The sequence below is a fragment of the Salmonella sp. SAL04162 genome (genome assembly GCF_046551535.1).
GTDB classification, from domain to species: domain Bacteria; phylum Pseudomonadota; class Gammaproteobacteria; order Enterobacterales; family Enterobacteriaceae; genus Salmonella; species Salmonella enterica.
In genome coordinates this window covers 360384-384922 of record NZ_JBGDVX010000002.1, presented here as the reverse complement: position 1 = coordinate 384922, position 24539 = coordinate 360384, and the positions used below count along the sequence as shown (strand labels likewise).

At 54.3% G+C, this 24539-nt stretch carries 22 protein-coding genes; 16 read left to right on the top strand and 6 right to left on the bottom strand.

All coding sequences use genetic code 11. From position 1 onward, the window contains the following. Positions 1-125: 125 nt before the first annotated feature. Entirely contained in the window at positions 126-3266 is a 3141-nt protein-coding gene (gene sbcC, locus ACLJRH_RS06135; RefSeq protein WP_023136985.1) for an exonuclease subunit SbcC, read from the bottom strand. Then, positions 3263-4465, bottom strand: a complete 1203-nt coding sequence (sbcD, locus tag ACLJRH_RS06130; RefSeq protein WP_001221248.1) for an exonuclease subunit SbcD — start codon at positions 4463-4465, stop codon at positions 3263-3265. The genes sbcC and sbcD overlap by 4 nt, the downstream gene beginning before the upstream one ends. 214 nt (positions 4466-4679) lie before the next feature. On the opposite strand from sbcD, the gene phoB reads away from it, so the two are divergent. The 5 genes from phoB (at position 4680) to malZ (ending at position 11886) form a co-directional block, all read left to right on the top strand. Next, positions 4680-5369 (top strand): phosphate response regulator transcription factor PhoB, encoded by a 690-nt coding sequence (gene phoB, locus ACLJRH_RS06125; RefSeq protein WP_000113921.1) that lies wholly within the window; start codon positions 4680-4682, stop codon positions 5367-5369. A 69-nt stretch (positions 5370-5438) separates the two neighbouring features. After that, complete coding sequence (gene phoR, locus ACLJRH_RS06120; protein WP_023136986.1) at positions 5439-6734, top strand: phosphate regulon sensor histidine kinase PhoR; 1296 nt, start codon at positions 5439-5441, stop codon at positions 6732-6734. A 408-nt stretch (positions 6735-7142) separates the two neighbouring features. Continuing rightward, positions 7143-8462: a branched-chain amino acid transporter carrier protein BrnQ gene (brnQ, locus tag ACLJRH_RS06115; protein WP_000149625.1), complete on the top strand. Its 1320-nt coding sequence runs from the start codon at positions 7143-7145 to the stop codon at positions 8460-8462. A gap of 74 nt (positions 8463-8536) precedes the next feature. Continuing rightward, positions 8537-9907 (top strand): proline-specific permease ProY, encoded by a 1371-nt coding sequence (proY, locus tag ACLJRH_RS06110; protein WP_001555879.1) that lies wholly within the window; start codon positions 8537-8539, stop codon positions 9905-9907. A gap of 161 nt (positions 9908-10068) precedes the next feature. Beyond that, positions 10069-11886, top strand: a complete 1818-nt coding sequence (malZ, locus tag ACLJRH_RS06105) for a maltodextrin glucosidase (protein WP_023136987.1) — start codon at positions 10069-10071, stop codon at positions 11884-11886. Between the two features lie 71 nt (positions 11887-11957). Here the strand turns inward: malZ and ACLJRH_RS06100 are convergent, their stop codons facing one another. Both ACLJRH_RS06100 and acpH read right to left on the bottom strand, forming a co-directional pair. Continuing rightward, on the bottom strand, positions 11958-12560 hold the full coding sequence (locus ACLJRH_RS06100; RefSeq protein ID WP_000244731.1) for a peroxiredoxin: 603 nt from the start codon (positions 12558-12560) through the stop codon (positions 11958-11960). Positions 12561-12769: 209 nt separating this feature from the next. Continuing rightward, positions 12770-13351, bottom strand: coding sequence for an ACP phosphodiesterase (gene acpH / locus ACLJRH_RS06095; RefSeq protein ID WP_023136988.1), 582 nt, complete (start codon positions 13349-13351; stop codon positions 12770-12772). A gap of 93 nt (positions 13352-13444) precedes the next feature. On the opposite strand from acpH, the gene queA reads away from it, so the two are divergent. The 7 genes from queA (at position 13445) to ACLJRH_RS06060 (ending at position 20031) form a co-directional block, all read left to right on the top strand. Beyond that, positions 13445-14509: a tRNA preQ1(34) S-adenosylmethionine ribosyltransferase-isomerase QueA gene (gene queA / locus ACLJRH_RS06090; protein ID WP_001266530.1), complete on the top strand. Its 1065-nt coding sequence runs from the start codon at positions 13445-13447 to the stop codon at positions 14507-14509. A 196-nt stretch (positions 14510-14705) separates the two neighbouring features. Beyond that, entirely contained in the window at positions 14706-15833 is a 1128-nt protein-coding gene (gene tgt, locus ACLJRH_RS06085) for a tRNA guanosine(34) transglycosylase Tgt (RefSeq protein WP_000667305.1), read from the top strand. Between the two features lie 22 nt (positions 15834-15855). Then, on the top strand, positions 15856-16188 hold the full coding sequence (yajC, locus tag ACLJRH_RS06080; protein ID WP_000007628.1) for a preprotein translocase subunit YajC: 333 nt from the start codon (positions 15856-15858) through the stop codon (positions 16186-16188). Positions 16189-16215: 27 nt separating this feature from the next. Beyond that, positions 16216-18063 (top strand): protein translocase subunit SecD, encoded by a 1848-nt coding sequence (secD, locus tag ACLJRH_RS06075; protein WP_000934811.1) that lies wholly within the window; start codon positions 16216-16218, stop codon positions 18061-18063. 10 nt (positions 18064-18073) lie between these two features. Beyond that, a complete protein-coding gene (secF, locus tag ACLJRH_RS06070) occupies positions 18074-19045 on the top strand; it encodes a protein translocase subunit SecF (protein WP_000046629.1) in 972 nt (323 codons plus the stop codon). 93 nt (positions 19046-19138) lie between these two features. Beyond that, positions 19139-19486, top strand: a complete 348-nt coding sequence (gene yajD / locus ACLJRH_RS06065) for an HNH nuclease YajD (RefSeq protein WP_000974818.1) — start codon at positions 19139-19141, stop codon at positions 19484-19486. 437 nt (positions 19487-19923) lie between these two features. Then, positions 19924-20031, top strand: coding sequence for a type I toxin-antitoxin system toxin Ldr family protein (locus tag ACLJRH_RS06060; protein WP_000176312.1), 108 nt, complete (start codon positions 19924-19926; stop codon positions 20029-20031). A gap of 83 nt (positions 20032-20114) precedes the next feature. Here the strand turns inward: ACLJRH_RS06060 and ACLJRH_RS06055 are convergent, their stop codons facing one another. Both ACLJRH_RS06055 and ACLJRH_RS06050 read right to left on the bottom strand, forming a co-directional pair. Next, on the bottom strand, positions 20115-20978 hold the full coding sequence (locus tag ACLJRH_RS06055) for a nucleoside-specific channel-forming protein Tsx (protein ID WP_000752021.1): 864 nt from the start codon (positions 20976-20978) through the stop codon (positions 20115-20117). A gap of 299 nt (positions 20979-21277) precedes the next feature. Beyond that, positions 21278-21817 (bottom strand): DUF3251 domain-containing protein, encoded by a 540-nt coding sequence (locus ACLJRH_RS06050; RefSeq protein ID WP_000198486.1) that lies wholly within the window; start codon positions 21815-21817, stop codon positions 21278-21280. A 151-nt stretch (positions 21818-21968) separates the two neighbouring features. Between ACLJRH_RS06050 and nrdR the strand changes: the two genes are divergently transcribed. The 4 genes from nrdR to nusB all read left to right on the top strand — a co-directional run bounded on the left by nrdR (position 21969) and on the right by nusB (position 24524). Continuing rightward, on the top strand, positions 21969-22418 hold the full coding sequence (gene nrdR / locus ACLJRH_RS06045) for a transcriptional regulator NrdR (protein WP_000543533.1): 450 nt from the start codon (positions 21969-21971) through the stop codon (positions 22416-22418). Between the two features lie 3 nt (positions 22419-22421). Next, positions 22422-23525 (top strand): bifunctional diaminohydroxyphosphoribosylaminopyrimidine deaminase/5-amino-6-(5-phosphoribosylamino)uracil reductase RibD, encoded by a 1104-nt coding sequence (ribD, locus tag ACLJRH_RS06040; protein WP_023207505.1) that lies wholly within the window; start codon positions 22422-22424, stop codon positions 23523-23525. 88 nt (positions 23526-23613) lie between these two features. After that, a complete protein-coding gene (gene ribE, locus ACLJRH_RS06035; RefSeq protein WP_001021370.1) occupies positions 23614-24084 on the top strand; it encodes a 6,7-dimethyl-8-ribityllumazine synthase in 471 nt (156 codons plus the stop codon). A 20-nt stretch (positions 24085-24104) separates the two neighbouring features. Continuing rightward, entirely contained in the window at positions 24105-24524 is a 420-nt protein-coding gene (gene nusB / locus ACLJRH_RS06030; RefSeq protein ID WP_000801129.1) for a transcription antitermination factor NusB, read from the top strand. Positions 24525-24539 lie beyond the last annotated feature (15 nt).

Sequence of the window (24539 nt, the reverse complement as noted above, 5' to 3'; positions counted from 1 at the left end):
TTGTCACAGCCAATCAACGTATAGCTTGCGGATAAGCGCGAGGTAATACCATTCCTTATCCGTCTTTGTGTATTCATTATTATGCTATGTCATGACGGTATGCTGTGCGCAGGATGACACTCGTGTTACTCCACGGCAAACGCTTTGTCCAGTTTGCTATAACCAAGCCCATTGATTTTTTTCACTTTTATCTGCACGGGGATACGTTCTTTCATGGCTTCCACGTGGCTAATCACACCGATGGTCTTCCCGCTGGCATTCAGCGCGTCGAGCGCATCCAGCGCGGCGTCCAGCGTTTCGCTATCAAGCGTGCCGAAGCCTTCGTCGAGGAACAAAGAATCAATGCGCGTTTTATGGCTGACCAAATCTGATAACGCCAGCGCCAGCGCCAGGCTGACCAGGAAGCTTTCGCCGCCTGATAACGTTCGCGTATCGCGCACGGCGTCGGCCTGCCAGGTATCGACAACCTCCAGTTCCAGCGCGTCGCTGGCTTTGCGCTGCAATAAATAACGGCCATGCAGGCGGGTGAGCTGATGATTCGCCAGCCAGACCAGATTATCCAGCGTCAGTCCCTGGGCGAATTTGCGGAACTTATCACCTTCTTTAGAGCCGATCAGCGCATTGAGATAGCCCCAGTCTTCCACTTGCTGAGAGGCTTGCTTCATTTCCGCCATCAGCGCGCGTTGGCGCTGCCGATTATCTGCATCCTGTTTAATTTGCTGGCGGATTTCCCCCTGGCGTGTCGTGTTCTCGCGCAGTTGTTGCGCCAACTGCGCCAGCCGCTGCGCGAGCTGCTCTGCCGTACACGTTGGGTCCAGACCGGCGGGCGGCTGTTGCTGATGGTCAGCCAGCGCCTGCGCGGACTGCGCGCTTAACGCCTTCGCTTGTTGTAGCTGACTTTCCAGCGTTTGTTGTTGTTTTTCCAGACGGGTCACGGTCTCTTCATCCAACAACGCCGCCAGGAACGTTGCCTGGCTGTCAAACGGGCTATTTTTTAACGCCGCATCAAAGTGCGCTATCGCCTCGGCGGCGCGCTGCTGTTCCTGCGTCGTCTGTTCCTGCAGGGTTTGCAACTGGCTTTGTAATGACACGCACTCATCATGCGCCTGCCGCCAGTTATCCAGCGGCACGTCGTCGTCGGAATCCGCGGTATCTGTTTGCGGTAGCGTCTCCAGCAACGGGGCAAGCCTGTCGATCTGCGTTTGCAAATCCGCGAACTCTGTCTGACGCTGTTGCCATATTTTCGCTTCGTCGGCGCGCTCATTCAGCCACGAAGCCTCGTTTTCTGGCGCAGGAAGGGAAAGCGTATACTGCGCCAAATCAGCCGTCAGCGAGGCCTGACGCTGCGCAATCTGCGCGGTAAAGCGCGCTACTTGTTCAGTATGCGCCGCGATTTGCGTTTGTAGAGCATGACGCTGGCTGAGTTGATCCAACTGTTGCTCATGCTCTTCCGCGGCGGTCAACCAGCCCGCGAGGTCTTCTTGCGGCTGGAGCTGAACGCCCAGCGTAGCGCACAGCGTTTGCCATTCCTCAGTAAGCGCTTGCTCCTCCTGCAACAACGACTGCGCCTCGCTTTCATCCCGCTGTAATTGTTGCGTTAAGGCATCTAACTGTCCTCGCAGCGCCGCGCCTTCTTCCGCCAGTGCTTTGACCTCTTTTTCCAGCGCGTCGCGGCGGGTTTGATTCGCGCTCAGCTCCAGCGCCTGATAGGCGGCGATGGCGGGGTGTGTCGTCGAGCCGCAAAGCGGACACGGCTGGCCGGACTGTAAGTGCGCCCGCTGGCTTTCCAGATCTTTGATGCGCGCCTCCTGCTCGCAAATAGTGCGAACGTCCGCAAGCTCCTGCGCTTTAGTCTTATAACTCAGTCGCTTATCCGTCAGACGTTGGGTGTATTGCGTCTGCTCCTGATGATGACGCGCGATAGCTGCCTGTAGCTGCGCCTGACGCTTTTGTTTCGGGATAATTTGCCCCTGAAGCGCGGCGAGACGATGCCGTAGCGGACGCTGCCGGGTATGCAATGCTCTGGCTTCCGCCAGCGCCTGTGGCGTGAGGTCGAGCGTGAGCGGCGGTAGCGCATCACGCTGACGCGTATCGCTCAGCAACTGCTGTTGCCATTGGCTCAGTTGCGCCCGGTCGTGGGATTGTTGTGTTAACAATGCTCGCCAACCCGCCAGTTCGCTGCGCCAGACGCGGATGCCGTCGTGTTCCGCCAGCCATGTCTTCAACCGCTGCCCTGTGGCGTTCAGTTGCGTGAATTGTCGATGCGCGCAGGCGCGGATACGCTGGCGCAGGCGATACGCGCTTTGTAAGCGAGCATTCACTTCATCACTGTGCTGGCGAACACGCTCAACGGCGCGGGTTTGTTCCTGAATGCGCTCCCAATGCGGACGCAACTGGCGAGCGGGTTGCGCCAGAGTCAACGCCGCGAGCTGCGGCTGCGCTTTTTCTCGCGCCTCTTGTGCCGCGTACAGCGCCTGCTGTCGGGCGTGTAATTCAGTGTGGAGCTCGTTTTTTCGGGTCAGCCAGTGAAGGTGCTGCTGCTGTCCCTGCTGGTCGGCCAGCAGGCGTTTCTCTTCGTCAGTAAGCGCCTGCAAACTGGCTTCCAGTTGCTGTAACTGTTCGTCCGCCAATAGGGCGACGCCGCTGGCCTGCGCTTGTAACTTTTCCAGTTCGAGACGGGCTGATTTATGTTTTTCAAATACCTGTGCGGAGATCTGCCCGTAAATCTCAGTGCCGGTGAGCTCCTCCAGAAGCTCTGCGCGCTCTTTCGCTTTGGCGTTAAGAAAGGCGGCGAACTGCCCCTGTGATAACAACATCGAACGGGTGAAGCGCCCGTAGTCCAGCCCGGTCAACGTGGCGATCATCTCCAGTTTATCCTTTACCTTATCGGCAAAGATCTTTCCGTCTGAACACCGCGCCAGCTCCACGCGTGGGGCCTGGAGATTGCCGTCAGGCTGATTTCGGGCTCGGTTCTGGCTCCAGAACGCGCGCCAGGCCTCGCCTTTTACCTCAAACTCCACTTCGGCCAGACATTCCGCCGTATCGCGCGTCATCAAATCGTTTTGCGACTGCGATACCGTATTCAGGCGCGGCGTTTCGTGGTACAGCGCCAGACAGATGGCGTCAAGCAAGGTGGTTTTTCCCGCGCCGGTCGGGCCGGTAATGGCGAATAACCCGTTACTGGCAAACGGTTCGGCGGTAAAGTCGACCTTCCATTCACCTTTCAGCGAGTTCAGGTTTTTCAGACGCAAACTGAGAATTTTCATGCCTCATGCTCCTCATTCAACGCGTAGAGCGTGCTGGAAAAGAGCTGATTCAGGCGCTCGCGCTGCGGGGGATCTAACGCTTCCAGCGCCAGACGCCGCGCAAAAACCTCCTCCACGCTAAGCTCGCTTAATGTTTCCCGCCGTTCGTTCGCCAGCGAGCGCTCACGCTGTTCGCGGCTACGGCGCACCAGTAATACCTCTACGGGTAGCGACTCCGTTAGCGTCTGTATTCTGCGTTGGATATCGTGCAGATAATCATCGGTGGTGATTTCAATATCCAGCCAGACGGGGGGTGATTGCTCCACGCCGCGCCACTGCTCAAGCTGTTCGGTAATCGACTCCAGGTCGCCTTTTAAAACCGCCAACGGTTGAGTCACGGGGACAGCCAGACTTTCGGTGCTTTGCCATTTCCCCTGCTCGAAGGTCACCAGATGCACGCATTTGCTTTTGCCGCACTCATCAAAGCTGAGGGCGATGGGCGAGCCGCAATAGCGGATATGCTCTGTGCCGCCGACACATTGCGCGCGGTGAATGTGTCCTAATGCGATATAATCCGCTGGGGGGAAATGCTGCGCCGGAAAGGCATCCAGCGTACCGATATAAATGTCGCGAACCGCATCGCTTTTGCTGGCGCCGACGGTGGTTAAATGTCCCGTCGCGATAACCGGCAGCTTTCGTTCGCCGCGTAGCAAGCACGCTTCCTGATACTGCTGTTGATAATAATCGGCAATCGCATGAAGAAGTTGCTGCTGTTTCTCGCTGCCGGATAACCCCGCCTGACTGGTAAGAATGTCGCGCGGGCGCAAAAAGGGAATGGGGCACAGTACGGCGCCCGGAGAACCGTCTCGACGATGAAGTAGCTGCGGCGCATAGCCCGCGCTGGCGATCACGGTTGTATTGAGAAACGCCAGAATGTCGCGTGACTCGTTTAGTGTGGCGACGGAATCATGATTACCGGCCAGCACCACCAGATGACAGCCCGTTTGCTGTAAATTAACGACGAAACGGTTATAAAGTTCTCGGGCATAGCTTGGCGGCGAACCGGTATCAAAAATATCGCCAGCGACAATAATGGCATCCACCTGATGGGCCTGCGCGGTCTCCAGCAGCCAGTCCAGAAAAGCCTGATGCTCCGCGGCGCGGCTTTTACTGTAGAAGTTTTGTCCCAGATGCCAGTCAGAGGTGTGGAGGATGCGCATAATAGTTCCATGCAAAAAAAGCGTGAACGGGATTATACACGTCATCCCCTCCATTTTTGGGCGCAATTTACCGCCGGTACACGGTAATGCACGGTTTCACCGGTGTCATAAATCATCAACATGCTGTCAATGCCGCCTTTTTTTTTCATAAATCTGTCATAAATCTGACGCATAATGGCGCGGCATTGATAACTAACGACTAACAGGGCAAATTATGGCGAGACGTATTCTGGTCGTAGAAGATGAGGCGCCGATCCGTGAAATGGTGTGCTTCGTGCTCGAACAAAATGGCTTTCAGCCCGTAGAAGCCGAAGATTATGACAGTGCGGTGAATAAACTTAATGAACCCTGGCCGGATCTCATCCTTCTTGACTGGATGTTGCCCGGCGGGTCAGGGTTACAGTTTATTAAACATCTCAAACGTGAAGCCATGACCCGGGATATTCCCGTGGTTATGCTGACCGCAAGAGGTGAGGAAGAAGATCGCGTGCGCGGACTGGAAACCGGCGCTGACGATTACATTACCAAGCCGTTTTCCCCCAAGGAGTTGGTGGCGCGCATTAAAGCCGTTATGCGGCGCATCTCGCCGATGGCGGTCGAAGAGGTGATCGAGATGCAGGGACTGAGCCTTGATCCCGGCTCTCACCGCGTGATGACCGGCGACAGCCCGCTGGATATGGGGCCGACCGAATTTAAATTACTCCATTTCTTTATGACGCACCCGGAACGGGTTTACAGCCGCGAACAGCTACTCAATCATGTCTGGGGCACCAATGTGTACGTTGAAGACCGGACGGTCGACGTGCATATTCGCCGTTTGCGTAAGGCGCTGGAGCACAGCGGCCACGACCGGATGGTGCAAACGGTACGCGGGACAGGGTATCGTTTTTCGACCCGCTTTTAATGCCTTTTCCGCCAGTTGATCACAGGTTTCTGGCGGAGAAGGCTTTCCATTCTTGAGGGAGTATGACGCGTGCTGGAACGGCTGTCATGGAAAAGGCTGGTGCTGGAGCTGGTGCTCTGTTGCATCCCCGCGCTTATCCTTAGCGCTTTTTTTGGTTATCTGCCGTGGTTTTTACTGGTGGCGGTGACGGGACTGCTTGTCTGGCATTTCTGGAATTTATTACGCCTCTCCTGGTGGCTTTGGGTCGACAGAAGTATGACGCCGCCGCCGGGACGGGGAAGTTGGGAACCGCTGTTATACGGTTTACACCAGATGCAGTTGCGAAATAAGAAGCGGCGCCGCGAGCTGGGGAACCTGATTAAACGTTTTCGCAGCGGCGCGGAGTCGCTGCCTGATGCCGTGGTACTGACCACAGAAGAGGGCGGTATTTTTTGGTGTAACGGTTTGGCGCAACAGATACTGGGGCTACGCTGGCCGGATGACAACGGGCAGAATATTCTCAATCTACTGCGTTATCCGGAGTTTACCCAGTATTTAAAAACGCGTGATTTCACCCGTCCGCTTCATTTGGTGCTCAATACCGGGCGGCATCTGGAGATCCGCGTCATGCCTTATACCGATAAACAACTCCTGATGGTGGCGCGCGATGTGACGCAAATGCATCAGCTTGAAGGCGCCAGACGTAACTTTTTCGCCAACGTTAGCCATGAGTTGCGTACGCCCTTGACGGTATTGCAAGGCTATCTGGAAATGATGCAGGAACAGGCGCTGGAAGGGGCAACGCGAGAAAAAGCGCTGCATACGATGCGCGAGCAAACGTATCGTATGGAAGGGCTGGTAAAACAACTGCTTACGCTGTCTAAAATTGAGGCGGCCCCGGCGCTGTTATTAAATGAAAAAGTGGATGTACCGATGATGCTGCGGGTCGTGGAGCGTGAAGCGCAGACGCTCAGCCAGCAGAAACATACCTTTACGTTTGAGGTCGACGATAGTCTTAGCGTTCTGGGCAATGAAGAGCAGCTACGTAGCGCGATCTCAAACCTGGTGTATAACGCAGTAAACCATACGCCGGCGGGAACGCATATTACGGTGAGCTGGCGACGTGCCGCGCATGGCGCTGAATTTTGCATTCAAGATAACGGTCCGGGGATTGCTGCCGAGCATATTCCTCGTCTGACCGAACGCTTCTACCGCGTCGATAAAGCGCGTTCGCGGCAAACGGGCGGCAGCGGCCTGGGATTGGCGATTGTGAAACATGCGTTGAATCACCATGAAAGCCGCCTTGAAATCGACAGTTCGCCTGGCAAAGGAACGCGATTTAGCTTTGTGCTGCCGGAACGTTTAATTGCCAAAAATAGCGATTAATTGCCTTTCGTAAGTATAACTTTCCATAAGCCAGCGGATGCTGGCTTATTTTCTTTGCAGTTAAGACGGGCTCGTTGAAACATTCAACGTTTGGTGATTTTTTGTTCGCATGATTAGCCATAACTTTTTCATGAGAATGGTGTTTTATTCTGGTTGTAAATTTCATATCGCTATATTCATCTGGTTTTTAGATCCCACCTTGCTTTAAAACGTTATAAGCGTTTAAATTGCGCTTCAGGTGCTGTCATTACGACTGCATTTGCGCGGTAAATCGAAAAACAATTCTTCGCCGCATCGGTCCGGGAGCTTTTCCCGCTGAAATTGATAAAAAACGCCGCTTTATAATCCTCCGGGAAAGGCAAAAATTTTAATGTTTACAACATCACCATCCACAGGCAGTAAGACTTTATGACCCATCAGTTAAAATCGCGCGATATCATCGCCCTGGGCTTTATGACATTTGCGCTGTTCGTTGGCGCAGGCAATATTATCTTTCCTCCTATGGTCGGTTTGCAGGCGGGTGAACACGTCTGGACAGCCGCTATTGGCTTTCTGATTACCGCCGTAGGGCTACCGGTTCTTACTGTTGTGGCGCTGGCGAAAGTCGGCGGCGGCGTAGACAGCCTCAGTACGCCGATTGGTAAAGTGGCGGGACTCCTGCTGGCGACCGTTTGCTATCTGGCCGTCGGGCCGTTATTTGCGACGCCGCGTACTGCGACGGTGTCGTTTGAGGTCGGTATCGCTCCGTTGACCGGCGATTCTGCAATGCCGTTGCTGATTTACAGCGTGGTCTATTTCGCTATCGTTATTCTGGTTTCCCTCTATCCGGGTAAGCTGCTGGATACGGTGGGGAATTTCCTGGCGCCGTTGAAAATTATTGCGCTGGTCATCCTTTCCGTCGCGGCTATCGTTTGGCCTGCCGGTCCAATCAGCAACGCCCTGGACGCTTATCAGAATGCGGCCTTTTCTAACGGATTTGTGAACGGCTATCTGACGATGGATACGCTGGGCGCGATGGTGTTTGGTATCGTTATTGTGAACGCGGCGCGTTCTCGCGGCGTTACCGAAGCGCGCCTGTTGACGCGTTACACGGTCTGGGCCGGCCTGATGGCGGGCGTGGGGCTGACGCTGCTTTACCTTGCCTTGTTCCGCTTAGGTTCTGATAGCGCGACGCTGGTCGATCAGTCAGCGAACGGCGCGGCGATTCTTCATGCCTACGTTCAGCATACCTTTGGCGGCGCGGGAAGCTTCCTGCTGGCGGCGCTGATCTTTATCGCGTGTCTGGTGACGGCGGTGGGGCTGACCTGCGCCTGCGCTGAGTTTTTCGCGCAGTATATTCCGCTGTCTTACCGCACGCTGGTCTTTATTCTCGGCGGCTTCTCTATGGTGGTGTCAAACCTCGGACTGAGCCATCTGATTCAAATCTCCATTCCGGTGCTGACGGCTATCTATCCGCCGTGTATCGCACTGGTTGTATTAAGTTTTACCCGCTCATGGTGGCATAATTCCACCCGCATCATCGCGCCGGCCATGTTTATCAGTCTGCTTTTTGGTATCCTTGACGGCATCAAAGCATCTGCCTTTGGCGATATGCTGCCAGCCTGGAGTCAGCGTTTGCCGCTGGCGGAACAGGGACTGGCGTGGTTGATGCCAACGGTGGTGATGGTGATCCTGGCGATTATCTGGGATCGCGCGGCGGGTCGGCAGGTGACCTCCAGCGCTCACTAAAATCGCTGACATATGTGTACACCACGGGGCTTAACGCCCCGTGGTTTTTTATTGTGTTGATAGGTCAGAAATTGATGGAAAGCAATAATAAGCTAAAGCGTGGGCTGAGCACCCGGCACATTCGCTTTATGGCATTAGGTTCGGCAATCGGCACCGGCCTGTTTTACGGCTCGGCGGACGCCATCAAAATGGCGGGGCCGAGCGTGCTGTTGGCCTATATTATTGGCGGGGTCGCGGCATATATCATTATGCGCGCATTGGGGGAAATGTCCGTTCACAACCCTGCCGCCAGCTCATTTTCGCGCTATGCGCAGGAAAACCTCGGCCCGCTTGCGGGCTACATTACTGGCTGGACCTACTGTTTTGAGATCCTGATCGTCGCCATTGCCGACGTGACCGCGTTCGGCATTTATATGGGGGTCTGGTTCCCCGCCGTGCCGCACTGGATTTGGGTGCTTAGCGTGGTGCTGATCATTTGCGCCATCAACCTGATGAGCGTCAAGGTGTTCGGCGAGCTGGAGTTTTGGTTCTCCTTCTTCAAAGTCGCCACCATTATTATCATGATTGTCGCGGGTATCGGCATCATTGTGTGGGGAATTGGCAACGGCGGGCAGCCGACCGGCATTCATAACCTGTGGAGCAACGGCGGCTTCTTCAGCAATGGCTGGCTGGGAATGATCATGTCGCTGCAAATGGTGATGTTCGCTTACGGCGGGATTGAGATTATCGGTATCACCGCCGGGGAAGCGAAAGACCCGGAGAAATCCATTCCGCGCGCCATTAACTCAGTACCGATGCGTATCCTGGTATTTTATGTCGGCACGCTGTTCGTCATTATGTCTATCTATCCGTGGAATCAGGTCGGCACAAACGGCAGCCCATTTGTGCTGACGTTCCAGCATATGGGGATTACCTTTGCCGCCAGCATTCTGAACTTTGTGGTATTGACCGCCTCGCTTTCCGCTATCAATTCTGATGTGTTTGGTGTAGGCCGTATGCTGCATGGTATGGCGGAGCAGGGGAGCGCGCCGAAAGTCTTTGCCAAAACGTCACGCCGTGGTATTCCGTGGGTCACTGTGCTGGTGATGACGATTGCGCTGCTGTTTGCGGTTTACCTGAACTACATCATGCCGGAAAACGTCTTCCTGGTGATTGCCTCGCTGGCGACGTTTGCGACGGTATGGGTATGGATTATGATCCTGCTGTCGCAAATCGCCTTCCGTCGTCGTTTACCGCCGGAAGAGGTAAAAGCGCTGAAGTTTAAGGTGCCGGGCGGTGTCGTCACGACGATAGCGGGGCTGATTTTCCTGGTCTTCATTATTGCGCTTATCGGCTACCATCCGGATACCCGCATCTCACTGTATGTGGGCTTCGCCTGGATAGTTCTGCTGTTGATTGGCTGGATATTTAAACGCCGTCGCGACCGTCAATTGGCGCAGGCGTAGTCGTTTTTCTCTGCCTTATCCGGTCTGCAGGCAACGGTAGACCGGATAAGCGGAGCCGCTTCTCCTCCTGGAGTCTCCTCCCCTAATAACCCCCTGGATGATGAGTTATCCTTTAAATCTCTATGGCAAGGTGGCCCCATTTTCAGTAGAGGGGATACGAGATGTTGAATGCCTGGCACCTACCGGTTGCCCCATTTGTGAAGCAACATAACGACAAATTAACCATTACGCTGTGGCTGAGCGGAGAAAATCCGCCGTCTCGCGTGACGTTGCGCTCAGAATTCGATAATGAAGAAATCTCACTGGCGATGCGCAAACAGCGCCGCCAGCAGCAGCCGGGCGTGACGGCGTGGCGAGCGACGCTCAATATCGCGTTAGGGCAACCCCGTCGCCGTTACAGCTTTAAATTGCTTTGGCATGATCGCCAGCTTTGGTTTACGCCGCAGGGATTTAGCCGTTTTCCGCCTGCGCGTCTGGAACAATTTGCCGTTGATGCGCCGGATAGCGGCCCGCAGTGGGTCGCCGATCAAATTTTTTATCAGATCTTCCCGGATCGTTTTGCCCGCAGCGCGACGCGTGAAGCCGATCAGGACCGGGTGTACTACCATCATGCCGCAGGTCAGGAGATTGTGCTGCGCGACTGGGACGATCCTTTAACTCCTCAGGCGGGCGGTTCCACCTTTTACGGCGGCTGTCTGAATGGCATTTGTGAGAAGCTGCCGTATCTGAAAAAACTGGGCGCCACAGCGCTATATCTGAATCCGGTATTTACCGCGCCGAGCGTCCATAAGTACGACACGGAAGATTATCGCCATGTCGATCCACAATTTGGCGGCGATCGGGCGCTGCTACGCCTGCGGCGTGAAACCCAGGCGCAGGGCATGAGACTGGTGCTGGATGGCGTGTTTAATCATAGTGGCGACTCGCATGCGTGGTTTGACAGGCATAACCGCAGCACTGGCGGCGCGTGCCATCACCCGGACTCGCCGTGGCGCGACTGGTACTCCTTTTCACCACAAGGCGTGGCGCTGGACTGGCTGGGTTATCCGAGCCTGCCGAAACTCGATTATCAATCAGAAACGCTGGTGGATGAGATCTATCGCGGTGAGGACAGTATCGTTCGTCACTGGCTAAAGGCTCCGTGGAATATGGACGGCTGGCGGCTGGATGTCGTACATATGCTGGGCGAGGCGGGCGGGGCGCGCCATAATTTGCAGCACGTTGCCGGCATTACCCGGGCGGCAAAAGAGGCGCAGCCTGAAGCCTATATTGTGGGGGAACATTTCGGCGATGCGCGGCAGTGGCTACAGGCCGATGCGGAAGATGCCGCCATGAATTATCGCGGCTTCACCTTCCCGCTGTGGGGATTTCTCGCCAATACTGATATCGCTTACGAACCACAGCATATCGATGCCCGGACCTGTATCGTGTGGATGGATAACTACCGCGCCGGGCTGTCACATCAGCAACAACTACGCATGTTTAATCAACTCGACAGTCATGATACTGCGCGCTTTAAAACCTTGCTCGGTAAAGACGCGGCGCGCCTGCCGCTGGCGGTGGTCTGGCTGTTTACCTGGCCCGGCGTGCCATGTATTTATTACGGCGATGAAGTCGGCGTGGACGGCGCAAATGACCCCATGTGCCGCAAACCGTTCCCGTGGGATGAACGCAGGCAGGACGGCAACTTGCTGGCGCTGTACCAGCGTATGGCGAAACTGCGTCAGCGCAGTCTGGCGCTGCGTCGTGGCGGATGCCAGGCGCTGTATGCCGAAGGTGACGTAGTGGTATTCGTGCGAGTTTATCAGCAGCAGCGGGCGCTGGTGGCGATTAACCGGGGCGAAGCCTGTGAAGTGGCGCTGGAAGCGTTGCCGTTGCTGAACGTGGCCGGATGGCAATGTAAAACGGGAAGCGGTGACATCCGCGAGGGAAGACTTAGTTTACCCGCGATTTCCGCGACGGTATGGATGAATCGTTGAGGCGAGGTGGTTCGTAACACCTCACGCATAAAAAAGGCTCGCATTCGCGAGCCTTTTATCAATGCACTGACTTACAGGCTGGAAATGTTCTCAGCCAGGTATTTAGCCACGCCGTCCGGAGAGGCGTTCATGCCTTCTTTGCCTTTTTCCCACTGCGCCGGGCAGACATCGCCGTGCTCTTCGTGGAACTGCAGCGCGTCGACCATACGCAGCATTTCGTCGATGTTACGACCCAGCGGCAGATCGTTTACGACCTGGTGGCGAACAATACCGTTAGCATCAATCAGGAAGGAGCCGCGCAGCGCAACGCCTTCGTCCGGATGTTCGATACCGTAAGCTTTCTGAATTTCACGCTTCACGTCAGCAACCATTGCGTATTTCACCGGGCCAATGCCGCCTTTATCGACAGGGGTGTTACGCCATGCGTTGTGGACGAACTCAGAGTCGAAAGAAACGCCGACCACTTCAACGCCGCGCTTCTGGAATTCTTCATAACGTTTATCGAAGGCGATCAGCTCAGACGGGCAAACAAAAGTGAAGTCCATCGGCCAGAAGAACAGAACGGTTGTTTTACCATTGGTGTGCTGTTTGAAGTTGAATTTATCAACAATCTCACCGCTACCCAGTACCGCCGCAGCGGTGAAATCCGGGGCCTGACGAGTAACCAGTACCATAATAATTCTCCTGCAATATTAAGGGTTTTAGAACGCAACGCGGGCAGTATAGGGAGGGCGAAGCGACAAAACAATGCGGTCTTGACAATCAATGAGACAGCTTTTGCCTATCGATCGGGTCATTATAAATCGTAATGATGACCCCTTTATGACAGCGAACCATCTTTCTGCCAACGGCGGATCTGACGCACGCCCTCGCTATCAGACCGTCACAGCGCTTTGCGGGCGGCCTGTGCCATCATACGCGGATAAAAATGCCAGAATCGCTCTTCTAACGCGTCGTAGTGCGCGTCCAGATCGTACCAGGAATCACGCAAGGCATCCAGCCGGGGACGGCGATTCGCCATGCCATTCAGCACGTTTTGAATGAAATCCATATCGCGATACCGCTCTAACCATTTTTCTGACCAAAGATAATCATTCAGGTTGACAAAGCGCGGCGGGGAATCGGGCAGAATCGTCGCGACCTGCGCATGGGCGTAGCCGACAAACGCCTGAAGTGGAAAATCAGGAGAGATTTGTGTCCAGTGGCGCGATAAAAAATGATCCCACATGACGTCCAGCGTAATGGGCGCCACGCGCCGCGTTTCATGGCGGAACCACTCTCGCGCCTCACAAACTTCCGGCAGGTTGTCGGTCATGACGTCAATACGCCGATGCATATAAATACCCTCTACGACGTCAGGAGGATAATGTGTTGCCGGGTTACCGCGGACAAAATCGGCCAGCAGATTACCGGAAAGCGAGCTGTCGGCAAGGTGCGCCAGATGCAGGTGAGCAAGAAAATTCATTATTGATTCTCTGTCCAAAAAGCGGGTAACGGTTGCAGCGGGAACGCCCCGGCACTAGACTACCCGCCTCTTATTTTAGTCTGAGTCAGAGTCATGCGCGTTACCGATTTTTCCTTTGAACTACCCGAATCCCTGATTGCCCACTACCCACAGCCGGAACGCAGTCGCTGCCGTTTGCTGTCATTAGAGGGGCCGACGGGCGCGCTGACGCACGGTACTTTCACTGATCTGCTCGATAAGCTCAACCCTGGCGATTTGCTGGTCTTCAATAATACCCGCGTGATCCCGGCGCGGCTCTTTGGCCGTAAAGCCAGCGGCGGCAAGATAGAAGTGCTGGTCGAACGTATGCTCGATGATAAACGCATCCTGGCGCATATTCGCGCTTCTAAAGCGCCAAAACCGGGTACGGAACTGCTGCTGGGCGACGACGAAAGTATTCACGCGACCATGACCGCGCGTCACGGCGCTCTGTTTGAAGTTGAGTTTAATGACCCGCGTCCGGTGCTGGATATTCTTAACGCCATCGGCCATATGCCGTTGCCGCCGTATATCGACCGTCCGGACGAGGACGCCGACCGCGAACTGTACCAGACGGTCTACAGTGAAAAACCGGGCGCCGTCGCCGCGCCGACCGCGGGGCTGCACTTTGATGAGCCGCTGCTGGCGGCGCTTCGTGAGAAAGGTGTCGAAATGGCGTTTGTTACGCTACACGTAGGCGCGGGCACTTTCCAGCCGGTGCGTGTCGATACCATTGAAGATCACATCATGCACTCCGAATATGCTGAGGTGCCGCAAGAGGTGGTCGACGCGGTGCTGGCGGCGAAAGCGCGCGGCAACCGCGTGATTGCGGTCGGCACCACCTCGGTACGCTCGCTGGAAAGCGCGGCGCAGGCGGCAAAAAGCGATTTGATAGAGCCGTTCTTCGGCGATACGCAAATCTTTATTTATCCAGGTTATCAATACAAAGTGATTGATGCGCTGATCACCAACTTCCATCTGCCGGAATCGACGTTGATTATGCTGGTTTCCGCATTTGCCGGTTATCAACACACCATGAATGCCTATAAGACTGCGGTAGAACAAAAATATCGCTTTTTTAGCTACGGGGACGCGATGTTTATCACGTACAATCCGCAGGCTATTTCTGAGCGTCCGTAAGAAGGCTATCTCACTTGCCATTTTGACGCCGGGCAGTGCTCGCCATCCTCACGTACTGCGTGTACGCTCCGGTGGCTGTGCGCTGGTCGACCCCAAACTGGCTGCGCCGATGACGCCTTCGGGAATTTATTAGCTATGGAATCATTCCGTAGCGAGTCGTTAAACGTCGGACTGTTTTTCTGACGCAGGAGTGATAATGAAATTTGAGTTAGATACCACCGATGGTCGCGCGCGTCGCGGTCGTCTGGTGTTTGATCGTGGCGTAGTGGAAACGCCTGCTTTTATGCCTGTGGGTACTTACGGTACCGTGAAAGGCATGACGCCGGAAGAAGTGGAAGCGACCGGCGCGCAGATTATTCTCGGCAACACTTTCCACCTGTGGCTGCGCCCGGGTCAGGAGATCATGAAGCTGCATGGCGATCTGCACGATTTTATGCAGTGGAAAGGGCCGATTCTCACCGATTCCGGCGGCTTCCAGGTCTTCAGCCTCGGCGATATTCGTAAGATTACCGAGCAAGGCGTGCACTTCCGTAACCCGATCAACGGCGATCCGATTTTCCTCGATCCGGAAAAGTCGATGGAGATTCAGTACGATCTCGGTTCCGATATCGTGATGATCTTTGATGAATGTACGCCGTATCCGGCAGACTGGGACTATGCTAAACGCTCGATGGAGATGTCGTTGCGTTGGGCGAAGCGTAGCCGCGACCGTTTTGATAGCCTTGGCAATAAGAATGCGCTTTTTGGCATCATTCAGGGCAGCGTTTACGAAGATTTACGCGATATCTCGGTGAAAGGTCTGGTAGAGATTGGCTTTGATGGCTACGCTGTCGGCGGTTTGGCTGTCGGTGAGCCGAAAGCAGATATGCACCGCATTCTGGAGCACGTTTGCCCGCAGATTCCGGCTGACAAACCGCGTTACCTGATGGGCGTGGGTAAACCGGAAGATCTGGTGGAAGGGGTGCGACGCGGTATTGATATGTTTGACTGTGTCATGCCAACGCGAAATGCCCGTAATGGTCATCTGTTTGTGACCGACGGCGTGGTGAAGATTCGTAATGCAAAGCATAAAAGCGACACCAGCCCGCTTGACGCCGAGTGCGATTGCTACACTTGTCGCAATTATTCACGCGCTTACTTGCATCATCTCGACCGTTGCAACGAAATATTAGGTGCGCGTCTCAATACCATTCATAACTTGCGTTACTACCAGCGTTTGATGGCGGGTTTACGCAAGGCTATTGAAGAGGGTAAATTAGAGAGCTTCGTAACCGAGTTTTACCAACGTCAGGGGCGACCCGTTCCACCTTTGAACGTTGATTAATTTTAATAATGAGGGAATTTGAATGAGCTTTTTTATTTCTGATGCGGTAGCGGCAACAGGTGCTCCGGCGCAGGGCAGCCCGATGTCTCTGATTTTAATGCTGGTGGTGTTTGGTCTGATTTTCTATTTCATGATCCTGCGCCCGCAGCAGAAGCGCACCAAAGAGCACAAAAAGCTGATGGACTCCATTGCGAAAGGTGATGAAGTTCTGACGAATGGCGGTCTGGTCGGTCGAGTGACCAAAGTAGCGGAAGCCGGCTACATTGCCATCGCGCTGAATGACACCACGGAAGTGGTTATCAAACGTGACTTCGTAGCTGCCGTTCTGCCGAAAGGCACCATGAAGGCGCTGTAATATTTCGTTTTCCCAAAGGGAACTGCCGTGTTAAACCGTTATCCTTTGTGGAAGTACATCATGCTGGTCGTCGTGATTATCGTCGGCCTGCTTTACGCACTTCCCAACCTGTATGGTGAGGATCCGGCTGTTCAAATCACTGGCGTGCGCGGCGTCGCCGCCAGTGAGCAAACGCTGATCCAGGTCCAGAAAACGTTACAAGAAGAAAAAATTCCCGCTAAGTCTGTGGCACTGGAAGAGGGCGCTATTCTTGCGCGCTTCGACACCACCGATACCCAGCTACGCGCCCGTGAAGCGCTGATGAGCGTGCTGGGGGATAAATATGTCGTGGCGCTTAACCTTGCGCCGGCTACGCCGCGCTGGTTGGCGGCTATTCACGCCGATCCGATGAAGCTCGGTCTTGATCTGCGCGGCGGCGTTCACTTCCTGATGGAAGTGGATATGGATACCGCGTTAGGTAAACTCCAGGAACAAAATATCGATAGCCTGCGCAGCGATCTGCGTGAAAAAGGCATTCCTTATACCACCGTTCGTAAAGAAAATAATTATGGGCTGAGCATCACGTTTCGTGACAGCAAAGCGCGTGATGAGGCGATCGCCTATCTGACGCCGCGTCATCGTGACCTGGTGATTTCCAGCCAGAGCGGCAATCAACTTCGCGCGGTAATGACCGATGCGCGCCTGAGCGAAGCGCGTGAATACGCCGTTCAGCAGAACATTAATATTCTGCGTAACCGTGTTAACCAACTGGGCGTCGCGGAGCCTGTCGTACAGCGTCAGGGCGCAGACCGTATTGTGGTTGAGCTGCCGGGTATCCAGGATACCGCTCGTGCGAAAGAAATTCTCGGCGCGACCGCGACGCTGGAATTCCGTCTGGTGAATACCAACGTTGACCAGGCCGCTGCTGCTGCCGGGCGCGTACCGGGTGATTCCGAAGTGAAACAGACCCGCGAAGGTCAGCCGGTGGTATTGTACAAACGCGTGATCCTCACCGGCGACCATATCACCGACTCGACGTCCAGCCAGGATGAATATAACCAACCGCAGGTTAACATCTCGCTGGATAGCGCAGGCGGCAATATCATGTCTAACTTCACTAAGGACAATATCGGCAAACCGATGGCGACCCTGTTTGTGGAGTATAAAGACAGCGGTAAGAAAGACGCTAACGGTCGCGCCGTACTGGTGAAACAGGAAGAGGTGATTAACATTGCCAACATCCAGTCTCGGCTGGGTAACAGCTTCCGTATTACCGGTATCAGCAACCCGAACGAAGCGCGTCAGCTCTCGTTGTTGCTGCGTGCGGGCGCCCTAATTGCTCCGATTCAGATCGTTGAAGAGCGCACCATTGGCCCGACTTTGGGTATGCAAAATATTAAGCAGGGCCTGGAAGCCTGTCTGGCCGGTCTGGTGGTCTCCATCCTGTTCATGATCTTCTTCTATAAGAAGTTTGGTCTGATTGCGACCAGCGCGTTAGTGGCTAACCTGGTGTTGATTGTCGGTATCATGTCGCTGTTGCCGGGGGCAACGCTCAGTATGCCGGGGATTGCGGGTATCGTGTTAACCCTTGCGGTGGCGGTCGACGCCAACGTTCTGATTAACGAACGTATCAAAGAAGAGTTGAGTAATGGCCGCACGGTACAGCAGGCGATAAACGAAGGCTATGCCGGCGCGTTCAGTTCCATCTTCGATGCGAACATCACGACGCTGATTAAAGTCATCATTCTGTATGCTGTCGGTACCGGGGCAATTAAAGGGTTCGCGATTACGACCGGTATCGGTGTGGCGACGTCGATGTTTACCGCGATTATCGGTACGCGTGCTATCGTAAACCTGCTATATGGCGGCAAGCGCGTCACTAAGCTGTCAATCTGAGGAGTGCGATGTGGCACAGGAATACACTGTTGAACAACTAAACCACGGCCGTAAAGTCTATGACTTTATGCGCTGGGACTTCTGGGCATTCGGCATCTCCGGGCTGTTGCTGATCGCGGCCATTGTCATTATGGGCGTACGCGGGTTTAACTGGGGGCTGGATTTCACCGGTGGTACGGTAATTGAAATCACGCTGGAAAAACCGGCTGAAATGGACGTGATGCGCGAAGCGCTGCAAAAAGCGGGCTATGAAGAGCCGCAGTTGCAGAACTTTGGCAGCAGTCACGACATTATGGTGCGTATGCCGCCAACCGAAGGTGAAACCGGCGGTCAGGTACTGGGTAGCAAAGTGGTGACGATCATTAATGAAGCCACCAACCAGAACGCGGCCGTGAAGCGTATTGAATTCGTGGGGCCAAGCGTGGGCGCCGATCTGGCGCAAACCGGCGCTATGGCGCTGCTGGTGGCGTTGATCTCTATCCTCGTTTATGTCGGTTTCCGCTTTGAGTGGCGACTGGCGGCAGGGGTGGTCATCGCGCTGGCGCACGACGTGATCATTACGCTGGGGATACTGTCGCTTTTCCATATCGAGATTGACCTGACCATTGTGGCATCGTTGATGTCGGTGATCGGTTACTCGCTGAACGACAGTATCGTGGTCTCTGACCGTATTCGTGAAAACTTCCGCAAAATCCGTCGCGGGACGCCTTACGAAATCTTTAACGTGTCGCTGACCCAGACGCTACACCGCACGTTGATTACCTCCGGTACGACGTTAGTGGTAATTCTGATGCTGTACCTCTTCGGCGGTCCGGTACTGGAAGGCTTCTCGCTGACGATGCTGATCGGTGTCTCTATTGGTACGGCATCTTCTATCTATGTCGCATCGGCGCTGGCGCTGAAACTCGGTATGAAGCGCGAGCATATGCTGCAGCAGAAAGTCGAAAAAGAAGGGGCGGATCAGCCGTCCATTCTGCCGTAAGCTGGCGTTAACATGACTGAAAAAAGCCGCAACATCGCAGGGTGCTGCGGCTTTTTATTATCCAGAATAAACTCGATTGCATGAGGAACTATCATGGCTATCATCCCAAAAAACTACGCGCGCCTGGAAAGCGGCTATCGTGAAAAAGCGCTGAAGCTGTTTCCGTGGGTGTGCGGACGTTGTTCCCGTGAGTTTGTGTATTCAAATCTGCGTGAGCTGACGGTGCATCATATCGATCATGACCACACCAATAATCCGGAAGACGGCAGCAACTGGGAGCTATTGTGCCTCTACTGCCACGATCACGAGCATTCCAAATATACCGAAGCCGATCAGTATGGTTCGACGGTCATTGCCGGGGAAGATGCGCAAAAAGATGTCGGCGAGGCGACTTATAACCCGTTTGCCGATCTGAAAGCGATGATGAATAAAAAGAAATAAGCAGACTGCTGACAAAGCTGTTGGTGCTGTTGAATGTTAGGTTACGCTTCGCTCCACCCAACGGAATCCGCAATATAAATGAATTATTGGTTTTCGTAGGTCGGATGCAATCCGACATTTTTTCAGCCCCGGAGTTTGTCGCCAGCCCCAAACGTCCTGTAACGCATACATTGTCACTGGAATCCCGATCGCAAGGTTGGGATTTTTTTGTTTTTAATTCATGCCGATACTGGCGAGCAGAGTAGAATCAGCGGTAAGCCGGGGCAACCCGGTGAGGCGCAATGTTGCGGGGGCTTGATCCCCGGTGGCCTTGTCGCTGGAAAGAGAAAACCCCCGCACATTGTTCGGTATTCACCGGCAACATTACGGGGGCTAACTTGACCCTAGACAAGTTGAGGATAGCCGCGAACCGTTGCCATTGCAACAAAGGCGGCAATATGACGCTCACAGAGTTGAGCATTACTATCTGGCACGATCTGGCGGCACCAACGCTGGTCGGGATTGCGACAGGTCTGTTTTTAGGCTGGTGGCATCGCCGGAAGTAATGTGAAGTGGGCGCGACTCGCCGCCGGATGGCAGCATGCGCCCGAAACGGGCCAGAGGGCGACCTCTGGCCTTTTTTGCAGGTTTAGAAGTTGTAACCCACGACCAGGTAGCCGCCCCAGCCGGTAGATTTCGCGCTGAAATCGCCGTCGCCCCAGTTCAGTTTTGCGCCATTCTGCCACTGTCCGCCGTTATGGAAGTAACGCGCAACGACCGAGTAGTGCCAGTGATCGTAGTTCAGCGCCAGGATATGGCTGGAAGCGATGGAGTTGCTGGTACGGTTCGGATCGTCGCCTAAATCAGATCCCCAGTCAAAGTTGGTAAAGCCGATATAGCTCAGTTTACCGCCCCACAGATCGGTGATGGGGACGAAGTATTTCACTTTGAAACGGTAGCCGTCCCATTCGTTTTCATTGGACGCGCCGTAGTTTTGCCACTGATATTTCGCATACACGTTCAGCGACAGGCCCATCGGCAGGCCGGTGTCGATATCGGTCCCCAGACCCATATACCACGTGCTCTGGCGGCTGGCTTTGTTATCGCCCATATCGTAGATGTAGTTGTTGGCGAAATACCACTCTTTAAACGGGCCGAAGCTCAGGTCTGCGCCGGTCAGCTTATCAATCGAGAAACGCGGTTCGATTTCCATGAACAGCGGAGAACCGTCGGACCAGATACCTTTATCGTTGCCGTTACCCCAATCAAAGGTTTTGGGAATATCGATATAGCCGTAGAAATCAAACCAGTCTTTTTTGGCAAATGCTTCATATTCCAGATAGACGTCGTTGTTCAATTTCGGCGAGAAACGGGTATGGTAGCTGCCTACCACGTTTACGCTCTGGTGCCACCAGTCGGACAAATACTGCGGCTGATCATTTTCTGCTGCGTTAGCAGTAAAAGATGAGGTGAGCGCCAGCGCTGCGCTGACTGCGAGTAAAGTTTTTTTCATATGTATGCCACTGTTTGAAATCCCTTACGGGAGTGAAAAGAACGCAATTTGCGTTTCTAAATATTTCGTGTTTCTGCGGAGCCTATTATAAAAATCATTGCTCACAAAAATATGTCTTGTTTCACATATCTATCATTTACGTAATCGATTGCGTTCACGTTTGCGCATTTTAGGTGCGGCGACAGTACTGTCTTTCATGAATATTACCAATCTATGTCATAAATGACGAAAATGTCAGTAGGGCAACAAAAGTCGCGCGGGGGATGTTGCGGAACGCACAAAACGCTCCGCCAGAACGTTTATTGATTAACAGGCTGAATATCATGGATGCGAATGAAGCCTAACTGCGCCGGAGTGATCCCCTTCAACGGTAACGAAATATTGACATCACTGGGCGCCAGCAAGCTGGCAGGGGCATTTACCAGAAGGCTCTGTGCATTCACCTCCTGATAGTTCTCCGTAGTGCCCTGAATTTGCCCGTACTCTACGGTAGCGCTGAATGCCGGCAGCGGATCGCGGGACTCGCCCTGAATGCGTAACGTTGCGTGAGCGCCGTCTGCGACAGGCGTAATTTCCAGCAATGTCATACGTAGCGTACCGATCTGACTCTCCAGCCGGGCAGGCGTATTGGCGCCAGGCAACAAATAGACGCCGCGGGTTGACTCCGCATTCAGCTTATTTTGTTGGGTAATTTTTACCGTTTCCTGATTCAGTTGGGTCATCTCTTTATTCAGGGTGCTAATGCTTTGATGCATCTGGCGAACTTCGCTCTGCGGCGCGCAGGCGGTCAGGCTCAAGAGACTTCCCACCAGGAGAATTCTTAGGTAACGTCTTGTCATGTCGATCATTTCCTTCGTGGTCCGATAGCGTAATGGTAGTGCGCTATACGCACAAAGGCACCGATCCTTTATCTCAAAAGCGCTCCGCCTTTGTTGTCGCGCCAGTTCAGGGTAAAATAGTGTTTTCTAAATCATCTGGTCAGGACGCCGTATGCATTGCCCATTTTGTTTCGCCGTAGATACCAAAGTCATTGACTCTCGTCTTGTAGGCGAGGGCTCGTCCGTGCGCCGCCGTCGGCAGTGTCTGGTGTGTAATGAACGCTTTACGACCTTTGAAGTGGCTGAACTGGTCATGCCGCGCGTGATAAAAAGCAACGATGTGCGCGAACCCTTTAATGAGGATAAGCTGCGTAGCGGCATGTTGAGAGCGCTGGAAAAAAGACCCGTCAGCGCAGATGATGTTGAAATGGCATTGAACCATATTAAGTCACAATTACGTGCCACTGGGGAGCGTGAAGTTCCCAGCAAGATGATTGGCAACCTGGTCATGGAGCAGCTGAAAAAACTCGATAAAGTCGCGTATATTCGCTTTGCCTCCGTCTATCGCAGTTTCGAAGATATCAAAGACTTTGGCGAAGAAATCGCTCGCCTACAGGACTAAGCCATGCAGGATGAGTTTTACATGGCGCGAGCGCTCAAACTGGCGCAGCGTGGGCGTTTCACCACTCACCCGAACCCTAATGTCGGCTGTGTCATTGTTAACAATGGCGACATCGTCGGCGAAGGTTATCACCAGCGCGCCGGAGAGCCGCACGCCGAGGTCCATGCGCTGCGGATGGCGGGCGCAAAAGCCAAAGGCGCAACCGCCTATGTCACGCTTGAACCCTGTAGCCATCATGGGCGAACGCCGCCATGTTGCGATGCGCTGATTGCGGCCGGCGTCGCGCGCGTGGTCGCCGCGATGCAGGACCCGAACCCACAGGTCGCCGGGCGCGGACTGTATCGTCTGCAACAGGCGGGTATTGCGGTCAGCCACGGGTTAATGATGAGTGAAGCGGAGGCGCTCAATAAAGGCTTCCTCAAACGGATGCGTACCGGATTCCCTTATCTTCAGCTTAAACTGGGCGCCTCCGTGGATGGACGGACGGCGATGGCCAGCGGCGAAAGCCAGTGGATCACCTCGCCGCAGGCCCGGCGCGACGTTCAGCGCTTGCGTGCGCAAAGCCACGCTATCTTAACCAGTAGCGCGACGGTATTGGCTGACGATCCGGCCTTGACGGTGCGTTGGGCGGAGTTAGACGCCTCTACGCAGGCGTCTTACCCGCAGGAAAATCTGCGCCAGCCGGTGCGAATTGTTATCGACAGCCAAAACCGGGTAACGCCTGCGCATCGTATTGTGCAGCAGCCTGGCGAAACGTGGATTGCGCGTACCCAGGAAGATAGCCGCACGTGGCCCGATGCGGTTCGTACTATCAGCGTACCAGCGCACAACGGACATTTGGATCTGGTTGTGCTGATGATGCAGTTAGGCAGGCAGCAGATTAATAGCATATGGGTTGAAGCCGGACCGGGGCTGGCGGGCGCGTTGCTGCAAGCCGGGCTGGTGGATGAACTGATTGTCTATGTCGCGCCTAAATTGTTGGGAACCCAGGCGCGGGGATTATGCGAATTGCCGGGGCTTGAGAAGCTCGCCGACGCGCCGCAATTTACCTTCAGCGAAATACGACATGTCGGCCCGGATGTTTGCCTGCATATGGTGAGCGCATGAGTTCTCCCGTCGAAAGGGGAGCAGCGCTCAAATTATTATGATAAAATCCGCCCCCCTGCGGGGCCAAATGAACCCTGGAAGAGAGAATATGAACATTATTAAAGCTAACGTTGCAGCCCCTGACGCTCGCGTCGCCATCACTATTGCGCGTTTCAATCAGTTTATCAACGACAGCCTGCTGGATGGCGCGGTTGATGCCCTGACGCGTATTGGTCAGGTAAAAGATGATAATATTACCGTAGTGTGGGTGCCTGGCGCCTATGAACTGCCGCTGGCGACCGATGCGCTGGCGAAAAGCGGTAAATATGACGCCGTGGTTGCGCTGGGAACCGTGATTCGCGGGGGGACTGCGCACTTTGAATATGTGGCAGGCGGCGCCAGCAATGGCCTGGCAAGCGTTGCCCAGGACAGTGGCGTGCCGGTAGCCTTTGGTGTTCTGACCACCGAGAGTATTGAACAAGCCATCGAACGTGCTGGTACAAAAGCCGGTAATAAAGGCGCAGAAGCTGCGCTGACCGCGCTTGAAATGATTAATGTATTGAAAGCCATTAAGGCCTGATTTTTTGTAAGGGGAATTCCGTGAAACCTGCTGCTCGTCGCCGCGCCCGTGAGTGTGCCGTCCAGGCGCTTTACTCCTGGCAGTTGTCCCAGAACGACATCGCTGATGTTGAATACCAGTTCCTGGCGGAACAGGACGTAAAAGACGTCGACGTTCTCTATTTCCGTGAACTGCTATCCGGGGTGGCGACTAACAGCGCGTACCTGGATGGTTTAATGAAACCGTATCTGTCCCGCCTGCTTGAAGAGCTGGGACAGGTTGAAAAAGCCGTGCTGCGTATTGCGTTGTTTGAGCTGTCAAAACGCAGCGATGTGCCTTATAAAGTGGCCATCAACGAAGCGATTGAACTGGCGAAAACCTTTGGCGCTGAAGACAGCCACAAATTCGTCAACGGCGTACTGGATAAAGCAGCTCCGGTGATTCGTCCTAACAAAAAGTGATTCACAGGCCGGAAA